Annotated in this window: 16 protein-coding genes; 10 read left to right on the plus strand and 6 right to left on the minus strand. The window is 69.5% G+C overall.

Going from position 1 to position 17,672, the window contains the following annotated elements; genetic code table 11:
• From AC3B6C_RS19305 to AC3B6C_RS19320, 4 genes are all read left to right on the plus strand, one after another.
• Entirely contained in the window at positions 1-969 is a 969-nt protein-coding gene (locus AC3B6C_RS19305; protein ID WP_010841042.1) for a VWA domain-containing protein, read from the plus strand.
• Positions 970-1,092: 123 nt separating this feature from the next.
• A complete protein-coding gene (fabG1, locus tag AC3B6C_RS19310) occupies positions 1,093-1,827 on the plus strand; it encodes a 3-oxoacyl-ACP reductase FabG1 (protein WP_010841043.1) in 735 nt (244 codons plus the stop codon).
• Between the two features lie 62 nt (positions 1,828-1,889).
• Entirely contained in the window at positions 1,890-2,729 is an 840-nt protein-coding gene (gene inhA, locus AC3B6C_RS19315; protein ID WP_004019121.1) for an NADH-dependent enoyl-ACP reductase InhA, read from the plus strand.
• A complete protein-coding gene (locus AC3B6C_RS19320; RefSeq protein ID WP_488373786.1) occupies positions 2,726-3,868 on the plus strand; it encodes a ferrochelatase in 1,143 nt (380 codons plus the stop codon). Before inhA ends, AC3B6C_RS19320 begins: the two co-directional genes overlap by 4 nt.
• Positions 3,869-3,938: 70 nt before the next feature.
• Here the strand turns inward: AC3B6C_RS19320 and AC3B6C_RS19325 are convergent, their stop codons facing one another.
• On the minus strand, positions 3,939-4,805 hold the full coding sequence (locus AC3B6C_RS19325; RefSeq protein WP_488373787.1) for a serine/threonine protein kinase: 867 nt from the start codon (positions 4,803-4,805) through the stop codon (positions 3,939-3,941).
• 144 nt (positions 4,806-4,949) lie between these two features.
• Here AC3B6C_RS19325 and AC3B6C_RS19330 point away from each other — a divergent pair, with 144 nt between their 5' ends.
• The 3 genes from AC3B6C_RS19330 (at position 4,950) to AC3B6C_RS19340 (ending at position 7,578) form a co-directional block, all read left to right on the plus strand.
• Positions 4,950-5,777 (plus strand): DUF3097 domain-containing protein, encoded by an 828-nt coding sequence (locus AC3B6C_RS19330; protein WP_010841047.1) that lies wholly within the window; start codon positions 4,950-4,952, stop codon positions 5,775-5,777.
• An 82-nt stretch (positions 5,778-5,859) separates the two neighbouring features.
• Positions 5,860-6,288: an NfeD family protein gene (locus AC3B6C_RS19335; RefSeq protein ID WP_010841048.1), complete on the plus strand. Its 429-nt coding sequence runs from the start codon at positions 5,860-5,862 to the stop codon at positions 6,286-6,288.
• Between the two features lie 63 nt (positions 6,289-6,351).
• A complete protein-coding gene (locus AC3B6C_RS19340; RefSeq protein WP_010841049.1) occupies positions 6,352-7,578 on the plus strand; it encodes an SPFH domain-containing protein in 1,227 nt (408 codons plus the stop codon).
• Positions 7,579-7,828: 250 nt separating this feature from the next.
• Here the strand turns inward: AC3B6C_RS19340 and AC3B6C_RS19345 are convergent, their stop codons facing one another.
• The 3 genes from AC3B6C_RS19345 to AC3B6C_RS19355 form a co-directional block, all read right to left on the minus strand.
• Entirely contained in the window at positions 7,829-8,470 is a 642-nt protein-coding gene (locus AC3B6C_RS19345) for a hypothetical protein (protein ID WP_488373788.1), read from the minus strand.
• Entirely contained in the window at positions 8,467-9,072 is a 606-nt protein-coding gene (locus AC3B6C_RS19350) for a hypothetical protein (protein WP_014926703.1), read from the minus strand. The genes AC3B6C_RS19345 and AC3B6C_RS19350 overlap by 4 nt, the downstream gene beginning before the upstream one ends.
• Before the next feature lie 81 nt (positions 9,073-9,153).
• Positions 9,154-9,939, minus strand: coding sequence for a TVP38/TMEM64 family protein (locus tag AC3B6C_RS19355; RefSeq protein ID WP_488373789.1), 786 nt, complete (start codon positions 9,937-9,939; stop codon positions 9,154-9,156).
• Between the two features lie 147 nt (positions 9,940-10,086).
• Here AC3B6C_RS19355 and AC3B6C_RS19360 point away from each other — a divergent pair, with 147 nt between their 5' ends.
• From AC3B6C_RS19360 to meaB, 3 genes are read left to right on the plus strand one after another with little or no spacing between them, the layout of a single operon-like run.
• Positions 10,087-12,033 (plus strand): methylmalonyl-CoA mutase family protein, encoded by a 1,947-nt coding sequence (locus AC3B6C_RS19360; protein ID WP_488373790.1) that lies wholly within the window; start codon positions 10,087-10,089, stop codon positions 12,031-12,033.
• Positions 12,030-14,318, plus strand: coding sequence for a methylmalonyl-CoA mutase (scpA, locus tag AC3B6C_RS19365; protein WP_488373791.1), 2,289 nt, complete (start codon positions 12,030-12,032; stop codon positions 14,316-14,318). The genes AC3B6C_RS19360 and scpA overlap by 4 nt, the downstream gene beginning before the upstream one ends.
• Positions 14,318-15,316: a methylmalonyl Co-A mutase-associated GTPase MeaB gene (gene meaB / locus AC3B6C_RS19370; RefSeq protein WP_014926707.1), complete on the plus strand. Its 999-nt coding sequence runs from the start codon at positions 14,318-14,320 to the stop codon at positions 15,314-15,316. Before scpA ends, meaB begins: the two co-directional genes overlap by 1 nt.
• Before the next feature lie 297 nt (positions 15,317-15,613).
• Here the strand turns inward: meaB and AC3B6C_RS19375 are convergent, their stop codons facing one another.
• Together AC3B6C_RS19375 and AC3B6C_RS19380 are read right to left on the minus strand one after the other, a co-directional pair.
• Positions 15,614-16,564 carry an LLM class F420-dependent oxidoreductase gene (locus AC3B6C_RS19375; RefSeq protein WP_488373792.1) on the minus strand — a complete coding sequence of 317 codons (951 nt, stop codon included), beginning with the start codon at positions 16,562-16,564 and terminating at the stop codon, positions 15,614-15,616.
• A 9-nt stretch (positions 16,565-16,573) separates the two neighbouring features.
• Positions 16,574-17,638 (minus strand): nucleoside hydrolase, encoded by a 1,065-nt coding sequence (locus tag AC3B6C_RS19380; RefSeq protein ID WP_488373793.1) that lies wholly within the window; start codon positions 17,636-17,638, stop codon positions 16,574-16,576.
• Positions 17,639-17,672: the final 34 nt, after the last annotated feature.

Consider the following 17,672-nt stretch of genomic DNA (forward strand, 5'->3'; position numbering starts at 1 on the left):
ATGTTGTCCAGTCCCTGGTGGTTGCTGCTGCTCCTGGTCGTCGTGCTGCTCGGCGTCGCCTACGTGTACATGTTGCGCCGCCGCCGCCAACGCGCGTTGACCTTCGCCAACCTCGACCTGCTGAAGTCGGTCGCGCCGGCCGACCGCGGCCGGCTGCGGCACGTGCCGATCGCGCTGCTGATCATCGCGCTGATCCTGCTGACGGTTGCGCTCTCCGGCCCACAGGCGGACCGGAAGGTACCGCGCAACAAGGCGACCGTGGTCCTGGTCATGGACGTGTCGCGGTCGATGAATGCCACGGACGTGTCGCCCTCGCGGATCCACGCGGCACAGGAGGCGGCCAAGAAGTTCGCCGACGAGCTGACCGAGGGGATCAACCTCGGACTGATCTCGTTCGCCGGGACCGCGGCGAGCCTGGTGTCGCCGACACCGGACCACAACGCGACCAAGGTCGCCGTGGACAAGCTGCGGCTCGACGACAAGACGGCGACCGGTGAGGGCATCTTCGCCGCGCTCCAGCAGATCAGCACGCTGAACGCGGTCCTCGGCGGCACCGAAGGGGCGCCGCCCGCCCGCGTCGTGTTGCTGTCCGACGGCAAGGAGACCGTCCCGGACGATCCCGACGACCCGCGCGGTGGCTTCACCGCGGCCCGCAAGGCCAAGGAAGAGAAGATCCCGGTCTCCACCATCTCCTTCGGCACCCGGACGGGCACCGTCGAACTCGAGGGTGACCGGGTGCCGGTCCCCGTCGACGACGACTCGCTGCGCAAGATCGCCAACCTGTCCGGTGGCGACTTCTTCACCGCGGCCAGCCTCGACGAACTGAACAAGGTCTACGAGCAGCTCCAGGACGAGATCGGTTACGAGACCCGTCGAGGGGACAATTCGAAGCCGTGGCTGATCGCGGGTACGTTGTTCGCGCTGGTGTCGGCGTTCGCAGCGCTGGCCATCAACCGCCGGCTGCCCTGAGTCGGGTTGCCGGCGCCGGGATGGAAGCGAGCGGCCCACACTGACACGGCGCCGGGGTCGTCCCGGCCCGAGCGGGCCACCGCGATGCCACCCCCGCAACGAGAACGGATAGGTTGAACACCCATGACGGCAGCTAGCAACGAAGCGCAGAATCCCTCCCGCTCGGTCTTGGTCACCGGCGGCAACCGCGGAATCGGCCTGGCCGTGGCACAGCGCCTGGCCGCGGACGGCCACCGGGTCGCGGTGACCCATCGCGGTTCCGGAGCCCCGGACGGCCTGTTCGGCGTCAAGTGCGATGTGACCGACTCGGAGTCGGTCGACCGCGCCTTCGCCGAGGTCGAGGAGCACCAGGGACCCGTCGAGATCCTCGTGGCCAACGCGGGAATCACCGAGAACATGCTCCTCATGCGACTGTCCGAGGAATCCTTCGAGAAGGTTCTCGACGCGAACCTCACCGGGGCATTCCGCTGCGCCAAGCGCGCCACCAAGGGGATGCAGCGCGCAAAGTGGGGGCGGATGATCTTCCTCGGCTCGGTGGTCGCGATGTCCGGTATCCCCGGCCAGGTGAACTACGCGGCCTCGAAGGCGGGCCTGATCGGTATGGCGCGTTCCATCGCGCGGGAGATCGGCTCGCGCAACATCACCGCCAACGTCGTCGCGCCCGGGTTCATCGAGACGGACATGACCGCGTCGATGGAGGACCGCTACATCGAGATGGCCAAGCAGGCGATCCCGCTCGGCCGTACCGGCAAGCCCGAAGACGTCGCCGCCGCCATCAGCTTCCTCGCCTCGGACGAGGGCGGTTACATATCGGGTGCGGTCCTGCCCGTCGACGGCGGCATGGGCATGGGGCACTGACCGACCCGCACCGCGCGGCTGCACGACACGTCAATCAACGTCGATCTCAGGAGCACATCTACGTGAGCGGAATCCTGGACGGGAAGACCGTCCTCATCACGGGCATCATCACCGATGCGTCGATCGCCTTCCACGCCGCCGCCATGGCGCAGGAGCAGGGCGCGACCGTCATCATCACCGGCATCCCCGAGCGGCTGCGGCTGATCGACCGGATCGCCAAGCGGTTGCCGAAGGAGGTGCCGCCCGCGATCGGGCTCGACGTCACCAACGAGGACGACCTCGACGCGCTCGCCGGGAAGATCACCGAGCTGGCGCCGCAGGGCATCGACGGCGTCATGCATTCGATCGCCTTCGCGCCCCGGACGCTGATGGGTCCCGAGGCCAAGCCGTTCCTGGAGGGGCCCGGCCCCGACGCCGCGAAGGCCTTCGAGATCTCGGCGTGGAGCTACGCCTCGCTCGCGCGCGCCGTGCTCCCCGCCATGAACGAGGGGGGCTCGATCGTCGGCATGGACTTCGATCCCCGCACCGCGATGCCGTACTACAACTGGATGGGCGTGGCGAAGGCGGCCCTGGAGTCGGTGAACCGGTACGTGGCGCGGGAAGTGGGCAACGCCAAGAACGTCCGGTCGAACCTCGTGGCCGCCGGACCGATCAAGACCCTGGCCGCGAAGGCCATCGCCGGCACCGCCACCGACGACGCCAAGCAGCTCAACATGCTCAACGAGTACTGGGACGGCGCGTCGCCGATCGGCTGGGATGTCGACGACCCGACCGTCGTCGCCAAGTCGGTCTGTGCGCTGCTGAGCGACTGGCTGCCGGCGACCACCGGTTCCATCGTCTACGTCGACGGCGGGGCCAGCCACAACACCTGGTTCCCGGAGGGCATGACCACCGGCTCATGAGCTCGTCAGCACCGGGGAATGCGGCACCCGTCGACCCCACTCCGACCGATTCGGCTCCTTTCGACGCCGTCCTGTTCCTGTCGTTCGGCGGGCCGGACGGACCCGAGGACGTGATGCCGTTCCTGGAGAACGTCACCCGCGGTCGGGGAATCCCGCGCGAGCGGCTCGAGTCGGTGGCCGAGCACTACCTCCACTTCGGGGGTGTCTCGCCGATCAACCGCCTGAACCTGGAGATGATCGACGCGCTTCGGCGTGAGCTCGGCCGACGCGGTGTGGACCTCCCGGTGTATTTCGGAAATCGCAACTGGCACCCGATGGTCGAGGACACGCTGGAAGAGATGTACCGGGCCGGACACCGCCGGATCCTCGTGTTCCCGACGTCGGCGTGGGGTGGCTACTCGGGATGCCGGCAGTACCACGAGGACATCGACCGCGCGCGCAAGGCCCTGGCCGAACGTGTGCCGGCGAGCGCCGGACCCGACGCCACGGTGGTGCTGCGCAAGCTTCCCCAGTACTGGTCGCACCCCGCGTTCGTCGCGGCGGGGGCGGATGCGGTGCGCCGCGCGCTGGACACCCTGGGGCCCGGTGACGAGACGCCGCGGTTGGTGTTCACCGCCCACTCGGTACCGACCTCGGCCGACGCCGCGTCGGGTCCGGCAGCGGACGGTGGGCGCTTGTACTCGCGTCAGGTGATGGCCGCGTCGCAGGCGGTCGCCGACGAGCTCGGCGTCACCGACTTCGACCAGGTCTGGCAGTCGCGGTCGGGTCCACCGCAGATCCCGTGGCTGGAGCCGGACATCTGCGATCATCTGGAGAACCTTGCCGCCGAGGGAGTCCGGCGAGTGGTGGTGTACCCGGTCGGGTTCATCTCCGATCATCTCGAGGTGATCTGGGACCTCGACAACGAGGCCGCCGAGGTCGCCGAACGCCTGGGCATGGACTATGCGCGCGCCGACACCGTGGGTGCCGACCCGCGTTTCATCTCGATGATCGGCGAGTTCGTGGAGGCCTACGCCGGGGGGCTCGGTGATCTCTCCGCGATGGGGTGCGCCGACAACGGCCGCACGTGCCGGGAGAACTGTTGTGTGCCCGCGGCTCGTCCGAGGTCGTCGGCGAGTCCTGCCGGCCGCGGTCGGTAGAGACGCAGGCAACCCGTGCAGCGTCGTCTCCGAACGCCCGCCGCGGCCACGGGTGCGACAGGTCGGGGACTCAGCGGCGCAGCAGTTCGAGGATCGTCTGGTTGACCGCGGCCGCACGCGCCGTCCGGGTCAGCACCTGCAGTCCACGAAGGGTCGCGTCGCCGGAATCCCATTGTCCGGCAGTGTCGCCGATCTCGACACTGCGTGCGCCCGCGAGGTCGACGATGGCCTCCACCTGCGCGGCCGTGTCGATCAGACGGGTCGACCGCGCGTCGAGGATGTGCGGGGGCAGGGCGACCCGGTGCCGTGAGGTGAGCGCGGCGAGTTGAGTCCGGAGATCGGTCGCGTCGGCCGTCCGGCGTCCGCCGAGCCCGCCGATGATCGAGGTCGCATCCCGAACAGCTTGGCGCAGTTCGTATTCCAGGTCACCGGCGCTGGGTCCGGCGGACACGAGGTGCCCGAGGTCGAGTGCGGCGTCGTAGCGGTAGGCCGACCATGTGCACGAGACGAACGGCGGGTCGGTGGCCTCCGCGGCGGACGCCCGCGCGGTGAATGCGGGCACGAGTGCGAGGGTGCCGGTGCTCGACGCGTCGTCGACGAGCAGCACCTCGCCCGCGCCGAGGGCGGCCGACGTCGCGGGATGAGGCGGCAGACCCTGCGGGTCGCCCGTGGACGGCAGGCGGACCACGAGGCGCCGCGCCGGTCGGAGAAGCGCGAGGAGATCGAGCACGCCGTTCGCCGAACCCGTTGCGGGCGACACCTGTTCGTCCGGTGTTCCGGGCCCGTCCGGCCACCGCACCGCGTGCCGGTCGGCGGATTCCGCGAGTGCCTCGATCACGTCGTCGGGGGAGCAACGACCGGTGAGCCAGGCGGCCGACCATGCGCCGAGTGCGCACGTCGGCCACGCGACGGTCGAGGAGAAGAGGCTGCGATTCATCAAGATGCCAGGATACCGCCGGGGCCGACGGCCGGGCCGGGCGTGGCAACCCGGTGGTCGAAGTCGCCGGGGCTTAGGGTGTGTGCGCCACCGAAACGGGTTCCACCACGGCGGCGAGAAGACGGATCGAGAAGGTGGTGTGCGATGGATGACCGATACGGTCGCGACGTGCTCTCTCAGCCCCGCCGGGCGAAGCCGCGTCCTGCGGAGGTCGCGGCGGAGCGAGACCTGGTCGTCGAGGACGCCGCCACCGGATTCTGCGGTGCGGTCGTCGGACTCGAGAAGAGTTACGCCGGCGACCTCGTACGTCTGGAGGATCGCCGGGGTCAGACGCGGGTGTTCCTGATGCACCCGGGCGCGTTCCTGATCGACGGGCGGCCCGTGACGCTCGTGCGGCCGCGCAGCAGGGGCCCGCAGAAGCCGGCCACGACGGCGTCGGGTTCGCGCGCCGCCCCCCGTGCCCGCGCGCGTACGGCCCGCGCGAGCCGGATCTTCGTCGAGGGGGTGCACGACGCCACGCTTCTCGAACGCGTGTGGGGCGACGATCTCCGCGCCGAGGGCGTGGTCGTGGTCAGTCTCGACGGCCTCGACAACCTCGACGCGGCGCTCGACGAATTCCAGCCGGCGCCCCACCGTCGGGCGGGGGTACTCGTCGACCATCTGGTCGCCGGCTCCAAGGAGGCACACCTCACCGCCGAGGTGGGTGAGCACGTCCTCGTGTGCGGGCATCCCTACATCGACGTCTGGGAGGCCGTGAAGCCTGCCTCCGTCGACATCCGGGCGTGGCCGCGGATCCCGCGGGGCACGGATTGGAAGACGGGGGTGTGCACCGAGCTCGGCTGGGGCGATCCCCGCGCCGGCTGGCGCCGAGTGCTGAACGGCGTGAGCAGTTTCCGCGACCTCGAGGTCGATCTCCTGCGCTCGGTCGAGGAACTCATCGACTTCGTGACCGCGGCCGAAGAACCCAGCTGACGCCGTCGGCCGGACGCCGCCGGCGGCCCATCCGGGTCCCGAGCGGCGAGGCCGGTCCGGGCATTTCTGGCAGACTGGACGCGTGAGCGCCCTGCTGTGGTTGGCGGCCGCGATCGTCCTGACGGTCGCGGAGATGTTCGGGGGCGAACTCGTCCTGCTCATGCTGGCCGGCGGTGCACTCGCCGCCGCAGGCGTCGATTTCGTCTTCGAGCCACCGCTCTGGGTGGACGGTCTCGTCTTCGCGCTCGTCTCGGTGCTGCTGCTGGTCGCGATCCGTCCGGTGGCCCGCCGCCACATGCTCAACCGACCCGCGGTGCTGATGAACACCGAGGCACTCGAGGGACGACCGGCGGTCGTGACCGAACAGGTCGACGCCACCGACGGACGCGTCAAGATCGACGGCGACGTGTGGTCGGCCCGCGCGATGGACCCGTCCCAGGTGCTCGAACCCGGAACCCACGTGACCGTCGTGCAGATCGACGGCGCGACCGCGGTGGTGTTTCGCGCCTGAGACGTGCAGCGCTGCGGCACCAGCAGCGCGGACCGCCGAGAACGACAACGCAGGAAGGTGACCATGGAGTACGAGATCTTCGGCCTGACCGTCCTCGTCTTGCTCGTGTTGCTCGTGGTGGTGATCCTGGTCAAGTCGGTGGCGCTCATCCCGCAGGCGGAGGCAGCGGTCATCGAGCGGCTGGGCCGCTACACACGAACCGTGTCCGGACAGCTCACGTTGCTGTTGCCGTTCATCGACCGCATCCGTGCCCGCGTCGACGTCCGTGAACGGGTGGTGTCGTTCCCGCCGCAGCCGGTCATCACCGAGGACAACCTGACCCTGTCCATCGACACCGTCGTCTACTTCCAGGTCACCAACCCGCGGGCCGCCGTGTACGAGATCGACGACTACATCGCGGGCGTCGAGCAGCTGACCATCACGACACTGCGCAACGTGGTCGGCGGGATGACGCTCGAGGAGACCTTGACGTCCCGCGATTCCATCAACGGTCAGCTGCGCGGCGTGCTCGACGAGGCGACCGGCCGCTGGGGACTCCGCGTCGCACGCGTCGAGCTGAAATCGATCATGCCGCCGCCGTCGATCCAGGAGTCGATGGAGAAGCAGATGAAGGCCGACCGCGAGAAGCGGGCGACGATCCTCTCGGCCGAAGGCCAGCGCGAGTCGGCGATCAAGACCGCCGAGGGAAACAAGCAGTCGCAGATCCTCGCCGCCGAGGGTGCCAAGCAGGCCGCGATCCTGGCCGCCGAGGCCGAACGGCAGTCGCGCATCCTGCGCGCGCAGGGTGAGCGCGCGGCGTCGTACCTCAACGCGCAGGGTGAGGCGAAGGCGATCGAGAAGACCTTCGCCGCGATCAAGGCCGCCAAGCCGACCCCGGAGCTGCTGGCCTACCAGTACCTGCAGCAGTTGCCCGAGATGGCGAAGGGCGAGGGCAGCAAGGTGTGGGTGGTGCCCTCCGACTTCGGTTCGGCCCTGCAGGGTTTCGCCAAGTCCTTCGGTGTGCAGGGCGACGACGGCGTGTTCCGGTACGAACCGGCGGACTCACCGCCCTCCGAGGTCGACGAGTCGGAGACCGAGGACTGGTTCTCCCTCGCGTCCGATCCGAAGGTCGCCCAGGCCGTCGCCGAGGCCGAGGCCGTGGCCCGGACCCCGGTGGCCCCCGAGATCACCGCTCGCGCGGCGCGGGCCTCCCGCCATGTGCCGCCGGTGGGGTCCGAGCCGGCCGAACTCGCCGACGCCGGCTGGGCCCCGCCCGAGCAGCCGGACACCGCACCGACCGAACCCTCCTGATCCGAAGGAACCGGCCGACCGGTGGGTCCGGAGTCAGTGGATCGTGATCCTCGGAGGCGGCCGGAGTCGCAGCAGATGGCCGGCGCCGGTGGTCGCGCCGCGACCGCCAGACCTCAACTCGACCGATGGACTTCGATCGAAGTCTGGCTGTCGAGGTGAAGTCTGTCTGTCAGCGCTGGCTGTGACCAACGCACGCTCTGGTTGTCCGCGACGGCCGTCGGGCCGCAGATGCTGAGGTGGTCGTGCCAGGTCAGTGGGTGAGGAGATGTTCGATGCCCGCCATCCCGACCGCCCACATCACCGAGGCGAAGGTGCCCATGATGAACTGCTCGGCGGCGTGCGGCGCACGGAGTTCGGGATAGCGGGCGAGGCTCTTCACGGCGAGGATGATCGCGAGGCCCTCGGGCCACCCGGCCATGAGTGTGGTGACGACCGCGAGACGTTCGAGATATCCGATGACCCGGCCGCCGCGGAGCGGTCCGGCTTCGCCGGTCCCGGCCGGCCCGGGACCAGGGTTCTCCGTCGAATCGGGCGTGTCGGCGTCGTTCCCGGGCTCGTGGTCCGGCGCCCCCGGAGCGTCGGATCCGGTGTCCGGGCGCACGCCGACGCCACCGGCGACGAGAACCGTGCGGACCACGGGTCCACCGCCGGTGACCGCGGCGAGGGCGGCGACGACCGGGACCGCCGATGCGAGGAAGCCGGTGGCCGGCCCGGCCGCGGCGGCGAGGGCAGCGGCGACCGCGGCCGGCACCAGGAGGACGACGGCCCCGATCACGTCGAGCCTGCGCACGACGGCCTCCGGCGCGTCGCGGCGTCGCTTCCGCGTCGCGAGAGACCAGATCGGCGTCGTCAGGGCGGTCACGAGGAGGAGGACGACCGCGGCGATGGTCATTCCGATCCTCCGGTCGGGGTGTGTCGGTCCGCTTCGGCGAGCGCGTCGGCGACGAGATCGAGGGAATCGGACTCGAGGTCCCATCCCGCGGCGCGTAGGCGTTGGCTCATCGCCTGCGGGGTGATGTCGAGCTCGGCGGCGGCCTCGACCTGGGTGAGCCCGCGGCGCATCAGTTCGACCGCCTCGCGGCCGGCGGAACTGCGAGCGGTGATGACGTCGGCGATGAGTCGCCCGGCGGTCTGGGCATGACGGCACCAGCGGGTGTCGGTGCCGCGGACGCAGAGCGGGACCCGCTGCCGCTTGGCGGCCTCGACAGCGTCGCGGGCATGGACGAAGGCGGGCCCGCGCCCGGCACGGGTGGACGGGGGGAGCGGCTCGTCGACCGCCCCGGCGCCGATGCCGACGCTCCAGTGCCCGTCGGCGGTGAGTTCGACGGCCAGTCGGGCGGTGGCCACCGGGTCGGCGAGGATGCCCTGGATCTCATCTCCCGCGGTGCGTTCGAAGGCCCGCACCGTGTCGACTGCGTCGAGTGCGGCGAGGACGGTGTCGACTCGGTCGATGTCGCGGCGGCTTCCGCGCTGGTCGACGGTGAGAACGAACATCGTTCAAGGCTATGTACTTGATCTACAAGAATCAAGTCCTATGACTGGATTGATCAATGCCGGTGACTTGATCGACGACGATCAAGTCCGAGGGGTTGTTGCTGTCGCGTTCGCCACGGGCAAGCGGGAGTCCAGGACCAGGCCCGCGATGCCGATCGCGAAGAGACCTCCGGTCACCGCCAGTTGAAGCGGATGCGTGTCGCCGGTCAGCGAATCGCCCAGCATCACCACGGCGGCGGTGCCCGGCGCCATGCCGAGGATGCTGGCCACCGTGTACGGCACCGGGCGCACCGACGACAGTGCCGAACAGTAGTTCGCCACCGAGAACGGGCAGACCGCGATGAACCGCAGCGAACCGACTGCCAACCATCCGCGACGCTCCAGCCGGTACTCGACCGCGCGGACCACCGGGCTCTTCAGGTACGGCTGCACGCGATCACGCCCGACGCTGCGGACCAGGGCGAAGGCGGCCACCGCCGCGATCGAGGAGGCGATCATCGCACCCGCGAACCCGACGAGCGGCCCGAAGAAGATCCCGGACATGACGGTGAACGTCGAACGCGGGATCGGGGCGATGGTGATAACCGCATAGGCGAGGAAGAACAACCACACGAAGGCCGGTCCCAGGTCGGCGCCCCAGTCGCGCACGCTCGCGACCGAGGGCAGCGGGACGAAGTAGGACCCGGCCAGGACGGCCGCGAGAAGCGCTGCGACAACCAGTGCCCGGCGGATGACCCGACGATCGAATCCCCGGCGATCCGCCGACTGGGCCCGGCCGTCACCGGTCGTCCGGGCGTCCGCGACACCGCCGGCGTCGTCCCCGGTCGCGTCGGCGATGTCTTCGCTGACAGTGGAGGGATCGGGCACCCGGACACTCTACTCTGGACAACAGCGGTGGACCGGTTCCGGCGAGTGCGCCATGTCACGCCGACCTCGACGCCGAGCCGAGCGAGCGATCGGCTAGTGTCGTCTACGCGCTCATCACAGTGCATTCACGGAGGTGTGCTTCCCCACATGCCACAGCAAACTGACCAGCCCACAACGGACCCAGAACTCGATCAGGCCTACCAGACCTGGTCCACGGCCGCGGCGGCCGTTCTGGCGAAGTCGCGACGTGTCGACGTCGACGAGCTGCCCGACACGCCCGAGGCGCTGCTCTCGACCGACACCGCCGACGGGTTGACCATCCGGCCGCTGTACACGCGTCGCGACGAGCTCGCCGAACCCGGTGTGCCCGGCCGCTTCCCGTTCGTCCGCGGCGCCGACCCCGCTCGTGACGTCACCACCGGCTGGCGCGTCACCGAGAGGTTCGGCGACGACGCGACCGCTGCGGAGGATCTCAACGAGCTCATCCTCGAGGCGATGTCCAACGGGACGAGCGGCCTCTGGCTCTCGGTGAGCAGGCCCGGTGACGGGCTCGGGGTCGCCGACCTCGCGACCGCGCTGCGCGGCGTCTACCTCGATCTGGTGCCGGTGACCCTCGACGCGGGCACCGAGGGGATCGCGGCGGCCCGCGAGCTGCTGTCCCTCAAGGAGCATGCGCAGGCCGCCCCGGTGGCCGCCGCTCCGACCGCGGCCACCGTCCATTCCTTCGGGCTGTCGCCGCTGACGGCCGCCTTCTCCGGCCGACCCACCGTCGATCCGGACGAGGCGACCGGGCTCGCGGCCTCCGGGTTGCCCGTCGGCGTGCGCACGTTCCGCGTCGACGGAAGCGACTTCGCCACCGCGGGTGCCGACAACGGCCTCGAACTGGCCCTCACGGTGGCGGCTGCGGTCGCCCATCTCCGTGACCTCACCGCGTCCGGCCTGTCGGCAGAGGCGGCGCTGGGTCAGATCACCTTCGGCGTCTCGGCCGACGACGACCAGTTCGCCACGATCGCGAAATTCCGTGCGCTGCGCAAGATCTGGGCCCGGGTGGCCGAGGTGCTCGGTGCACCCGAGGCCGGCGGCGCGCTGACCCACGGAGTGACCGACCTGTCGATGTACTCCCAGCGCGACCCGTGGGTGAACATGCTCCGCAGCACCATCGCGGCGTTCGGAGCCGGTGTCGGCGGTGCCGACCAGCTCACCGTCCTGGGTTACGACGCGACCATCCCGGCGGACAAGCGCACCTCGAGTGCGTCGTTCTCACGTCGTATCGCCCGCAACACCCAGCTTTTGCTGCTCGAGGAGTCCAACATCGGACGCGTCCTCGATCCGGCCGGCGGTTCGTGGTTCGTCGAGTCCCTCACCGACGACCTCGCGACCAACGCCTGGGAGGCGTTCACCGAGGTCGAGGCCGCCGGCGGATACCGCGCCGCGCTCGACACCGGCTGGATCGCCGAGAAGGTCGACGCCTCACTGGCACGCCGCGACACCGAGGTCGCGCACCGTCGGATCTCGGTCACCGGCGTCAACGAATTCCCCAACATCGACGAACGCGCACTGTCGGAGACGACCGGGGCGCCGGCCTCGGCGGTCACCGACGTCGTCACCGGGACGCCACGCCTCGCGCGGATCGGACGCGCCTTCGAGGCGCTGCGCGATCGTTCCGACGTCGTGCTCGCCGAGCACGGCGCGCGGCCGTCGATCCTGCTGATCCCGCTGGGCAGCGTCGCCGAACACAACGGGCGCACCACCTTCGTCGCGAACTTCCTGGGGGCCGGCGGGATCACCGTCGTCAACCCGGGCCCGCTGACCGCGGACAAGGTCGGCGACACGGTGGCCGGGGCGAACACCCCGATCGCGGTGCTCTGCGGCACCAAGGCGCGGTACGCCGAGGAGGGGCCCGCGGCACTCGCGGCCGCTCGGGCGGCCGGGCTGTCGAAGGTCCTGCTCGCCGGACCGGACCGGGAGTGGCCCGAGGGCGACGATCGTCCCGACGGTTCACTGAGGGTGGGCATCGACGCGGTGAGCACCCTCGGCGACCTCCTCGACGAGCTGGTCTCGACATCCCTGAAGACGGCGGGAGCAACGGCATGACCCAGACCGAACCCGATCTGACACAGTCGATCCCGAGTTTCGCCGGAATCGGGCTGTCATCGGAGCAGCCCGCCGCCCCGGCCGCTGCCGGAGGACCTTCCGGGTCCGCGGCCGCCGTCACCGAGGAACTGGCCTCCGCACACGGCTACTCGGTGGACCAGGTCACCTGGAACACCCCCGAGCAGATCGACGTCACGCCGGTGTACACGCGCGCCGAACGCGACGCCGTCCTCGACGACGCCGAGCATCCGTACCCGCTCGACTCGGTTCCCGGTGCCGCGCCGTTCATCCGGGGCCCGTACCCGACGATGTACGTCAATCAGCCGTGGACCATCCGCCAGTACGCCGGCTTCTCGACCGCCGCCGAATCCAACGCCTTCTACCGACGCAACCTCGCGGCCGGGCAGAAGGGGCTGTCGGTCGCGTTCGACCTCGCCACGCATCGCGGCTACGACTCCGATCACCCGCGCGTCGCCGGTGACGTCGGCATGGCCGGTGTGGCCATCGACTCGATCCTCGACATGCGCCAGCTCTTCGACGGCATCGACCTCGGCAGCGTGTCGGTGTCGATGACGATGAACGGCGCCGTGCTGCCGATCCTCGCGCTCTACGTCGTGGCCGCCGAGGAACAGGGTGTGCCGCCCGAGAAGCTGGCCGGGACCATCCAGAACGACATCCTCAAAGAGTTCATGGTCCGCAACACCTACATCTATCCGCCGAAGCCGTCGATGCGGATCATCTCGAACATCTTCGAGTACACCAGCCAGAAGATGCCGAAGTTCAACTCGATCTCGATCTCGGGCTACCACATCCAGGAGGCCGGGGCGACGGCCGATCTGGAACTCGCCTACACCCTCGCCGACGGCGTCGAGTACATCCGGGCCGGGCTCGAGGCCGGTCTGGACATCGACAAGTTCGCCCCGCGACTGTCGTTCTTCTGGGGCATCGGCATGAACTTCTTCATGGAGGTCGCCAAGCTGCGGGCGGCACGCCTCCTGTGGAGTGAGCTGGTCGCCGACTTCGAGCCGAAGAACGCGAAATCGCTCTCGCTGCGGACACATTCGCAGACCTCGGGATGGTCGCTGACCGCCCAGGACGTGTTCAACAACGTGGCCCGCACGTGCGTGGAGGCGATGGCAGCGACCCAGGGGCACACCCAGTCGCTGCACACCAACGCCCTCGACGAGGCGATCGCGCTGCCGACGGACTTCTCCGCGCGCATCGCGCGCAACACCCAGCTGCTCCTGCAGCAGGAGTCGGGCACCACGCGGCCGATCGATCCGTGGGCCGGTTCGAACTACGTCGAGTGGCTGACCCATCAGCTCGCGCAGAAGGCGCGCAAGCACATCCGCGAGGTCGAAGAGGCCGGCGGCATGACGCAGGCGATCAACGAGGGCCTGCCGAAGCTGCGAATCGAAGAAGCCGCGGCACGCACCCAGGCACGTATCGACTCGGGCCAGCAGCCGCTGGTCGGCGTGAACAAATACCAGGTCGCCGACGACGAGGAGATCGAGGTCCTCAAGGTCGAGAACTCCAAGGTGCGCGCCGAGCAGCTCGAGAAGCTGGACCGACTGCGCGCGGTGCGCGATTCGGCGGCGGTCGAGGCGGCCCTGGCCGATCTCACGCGCGCCGCCGCGTCGTCGGAAGGCGGCCTGGAGAACAACCTGATGGCATTGGCCATCGAGGCCGCGCGCCATCAGGCGACGGTCGGCGAGATCTCCGAGGCGCTCGAGAAGGTCTACGGTCGGCATCAGGCGGAGATCAAGACGATCAGTGGTGTGTATCGACATGAGGCGGGCGAGGTGAGCAACATCGACGCGGCGATCGAGGCCGTGCGCCAGTTCGCCGAGGCAGAGGGCCGTCAGCCGCGTGTCCTGGTCGCGAAGATGGGTCAGGACGGGCACGACCGCGGCCAGAAGGTGATCGCGACCGCGTTCGCCGACCTCGGCTTCGACGTCGACGTGGGCCCGCTGTTCGCCACGCCCGAGGAGGTGGCCGCACAGGCCGCCGACAACGACGTGCACGTGGTGGGTGTGTCGTCGCTGGCCGCCGGACACCTGACGCTGGTTCCCGCCCTGCGGGAGGCGCTGAAGGAGGTCGGCCGCGAGGACATCATGGTGGTCGTCGGCGGCGTGATCCCGCCCGGTGACTTCGCCGAACTGTACGAGGCCGGCGCCGCCGCGATCTTCCCGCCCGGATCCGTCATCGCCGACTCGGCCGTGGAACTCATCGGCAAGCTCGCCGACACCCTCGGCCTGGAGCTGCCCGGGGCGACCGCGAACTGATGGCGGTCCAACCTCGACGTCAGATCGACGTCGACGCGCTGGCCGATGCCGTACTGGCCGATCGCCGCGCCGATCTGGCGCGCGCGATCACGCTCGTGGAGTCCAAGCGCGCCGACCATCGGGCGGCCGCCCAAGAGCTGTTGCTCAAGCTGACGCCGCACGCGGGAAAGTCGTTCCGCGTCGGCATCACCGGTGTCCCCGGCGTGGGCAAGTCGACGACGATCGAGGCGCTCGGCATGCATCTGCTGGAGCTCGGTCACAAGGTGGCGGTGCTCGCCGTCGACCCGAGTTCGACGCGCACGCGGGGCTCGATCCTCGGCGACAAGACCCGGATGGGCCGGTTGTCGACGGCGGAGAACGCCTACATCCGGCCGTCGCCGACGTCGGGCACACTCGGCGGCGTGGCCAAGGCCACCCGGGAGAGCATCGTGCTGGTCGAGGCCGCGGGGTTCGACGTGGTGCTGGTGGAGACCGTGGGCGTGGGCCAGTCCGAGGTGACGGTCGCCAACATGGTCGACACGTTCACGTTCCTCACCCTCGCCCGGACCGGAGACTCGTTGCAGGGCATCAAGAAGGGTGTGCTCGAACTCGCCGACGTGGTCGTCGTGAACAAGGCCGACGGCAAACACCTCAACGAGGCGAAGGGCGCGGCTCGCGAGCTCAAGAACGCGCTGAAGCTCATCTACCCGCACGATGCGCTGTGGATGCCACCGGTGCTCACCATGAGCGCGATCGAGAACTCCGGGGTGGACGAGTTCTGGAAGACCGTCGTGCGTCACAACGAGACACTCACCGAGGCAGGGGAGTTCACCGCACGACGCAATCAGCAGCAGATCGACTGGACGTGGGCGATGGTCAACGACATCGTGCTGTCCCGGCTCGGTGACTCGCCCGCCGTCCGAGGCATCCGCGGCGAGGTCGAGCAGCAGTTGCGCGACGGGTCGCTGACCCCGGCGCTCGCCGCCCAGCGGATCGTGGACGCGTTCGACGAGCGCTGAGTGGCCGTTACGGTGCTCGCCCCCGACGTGCGTTGAGCGGCAGCCGGTTTCATCTGCTCCCTGAGGTGTGAGGAGCGCTAGCGACGAGCCACGAAGGGTCCGGCGACTCGTCTCACTACGACCCTTCGTGGCTCGCTTCGCTCGCACCTCAGGGAGCAGTGGTGGTTTCGCTCGCACCTCAGGGAGCAGTGGTGGTTTCGCTCGCACCTCAGGGAGCAGTGGTGGTTTCGCTCAACGCACCTCAGGGAGCAGTGGTGGTTTCGCTCAACACATCTCAGGGAGCAGTGGTGGCCGCGGTCAGGCAAGCAGCGGCGCGAGCGTCTCGCCGAGCAGCGAGACCCGCCCCGGCACATGGCCGTTGGCGGGTGCGTTCACCGTGACGCCGTCGACCCCGGTGGCCAGGATGTCGGCGTAGCGGGCGGCGACCTCGTCGGGGTCGCCGACGATCGTCGACCCGCGGCGCACCTCGGCCGCCGGTGTGCGCTGTAGGTAGGCCTCCAGCTCGGCACTCGCCTCGTCGTGGGTGGGAGCCACGCACGCCGACGTCTGTACGGTCACGGTGATCTCCGAGCGGTCCCGGCCGAGCCGTTCGCAGTGTTCGGCGAGGGCGTCGAGCTTGCGCGGGATGTCGGCGGGCAAGCACAGCAGGTTCGATTCGTCGGCGTACTGCGCGACCATCCGCAACGTCTTGCGTTCGCCCCCGCCACCGATCATCACCGGGATCTTCGACAGCGGCGCCGGCACATTGAGGGCTTTCGCGACCCGGTAGCGCTTGCCGTCGAGGCTCGGTGCCTCCCCGGCGAGCATGCCGAGGATGATCTGCAGCGCCTCCTCGAGACGCTCGAACCGGTCGGTGAACGTCCCGAACTCGTAGCCGAGGGAATCATGTTCCAGCTCATACCATCCCGCGCCGATGCCGAGCTGGGCCCGACCGCCGGACACGACGTCGAGTGCCGTGATCGTCTTCGCGAGCAGGGTCGGGTTGCGGTAGGTGTTTCCGGTGACCAGCGACGACAGGCGCACCGTCGAGGTGTGCTGGGCAAGAGCCGCGAGAAGGGTGTAGCACTCGATCATCGGATCGTCGGGCTCGCCCAGCATCGGCAGCTGATAGAAGTGGTCCATCACGAACACGGTGTCGAAGCCGGAGTCCTCGGCTTCGCGTGCCTGCGCGACCACGGTGGGGAACAACCGGTCGGCGGGGACTCCGGGGTAGGTGAAGTTCGGGATCTGGTAACCGAGTCGAGTCACCCGTCCAGACTAGTCCGTGGACTTCTCCGGGGCGGCGCCGACGACCTCGGGAGCACGGCTGCGGGCGAACGCGCCGATCGTCTCGATGAGTTCGTCGAACACGGCGTCCACGTCGACGGAGGTCGCGATACGGGCGTTGGGTCCCGGCGAGGTCATCCACCGTTCGTCGGCAACGGTCATGCCCCGGGTCAGGGTGCCTGCGAGTTCGACGTCGACGCGCGCGGCGCGCGTCTGCACCGTGTCGGGGGCCAGCGCGACCAGCGCGGCGAACGGGTCGTGGAGGTGGGCGATGTAGCCCTCGTCGTGGTCGTCGTGGAATTCGAAGTAGAACCGCAGGGCGTCGACCAGGTGCCGGATCAGCTCGTTGTCGGCGACCGATCGGAGTCCGCGGTCGTCGGTCGGGTCCGGGCACTCGACGGGTGTGCTGCCGGCGGCGGCCGCGAGCCGGACCACGTGGTCGGGGGTCAGGATGACCGACTCGGTGATATCGAGTGCGCAGACGATGGGCTCGGTGGCGCCCGCGGTGCCGAACGCGGCGAACACCTCGGCGGCCGCCTCCGGATCGACGGCGACGTTCCACTCCGAGGTGGGCGTCGTGTTGCCGTGCGTGTGGAAGGCGCCGCCCATGATGACCAGACGCCGCAGACGAGCCGGTAGGCCCGGATCCCGTCGGATCGCGGTCGCCAGAGACGTGAGCGGTCCGGTCACCAGGCCGACGAGTTCGCCGTCGTGTGCCTGCGAGGCCTCGATCCAGGCGTCGGCGGCGTCGAGATGGCTCGGTGTCGTCGTCGGAGCCGGCAGCTCGGCGTGTCCGACGCCCAGCGGTCCGTGCGTGTCCTCGGTGGTCATCAGGGCGGCGACCAGGGGAGTGGCCGAACCGGTGTGGACCGGTACCTCAGTGCGACCGCACAGTTCCAGCCACGAGAGATTGTTGGCCGTGACGACGTCGACGGGCACGTTGCCTGCGGTCGACGCCACGCCGACGAGGTCGACATCGGCGCGAGCGAGCAGGTAGATCAGCGCGAGCGAGTCGTCGATTCCGGTGTCGCAGTCGAAGAATAGGCGCTGGGTCACCACACAATTGTGCCGGGTGCGGCCCGAAGGTCGG

The sequence above is a fragment of the Gordonia sp. 11cp genome, assembly GCF_057767225.1.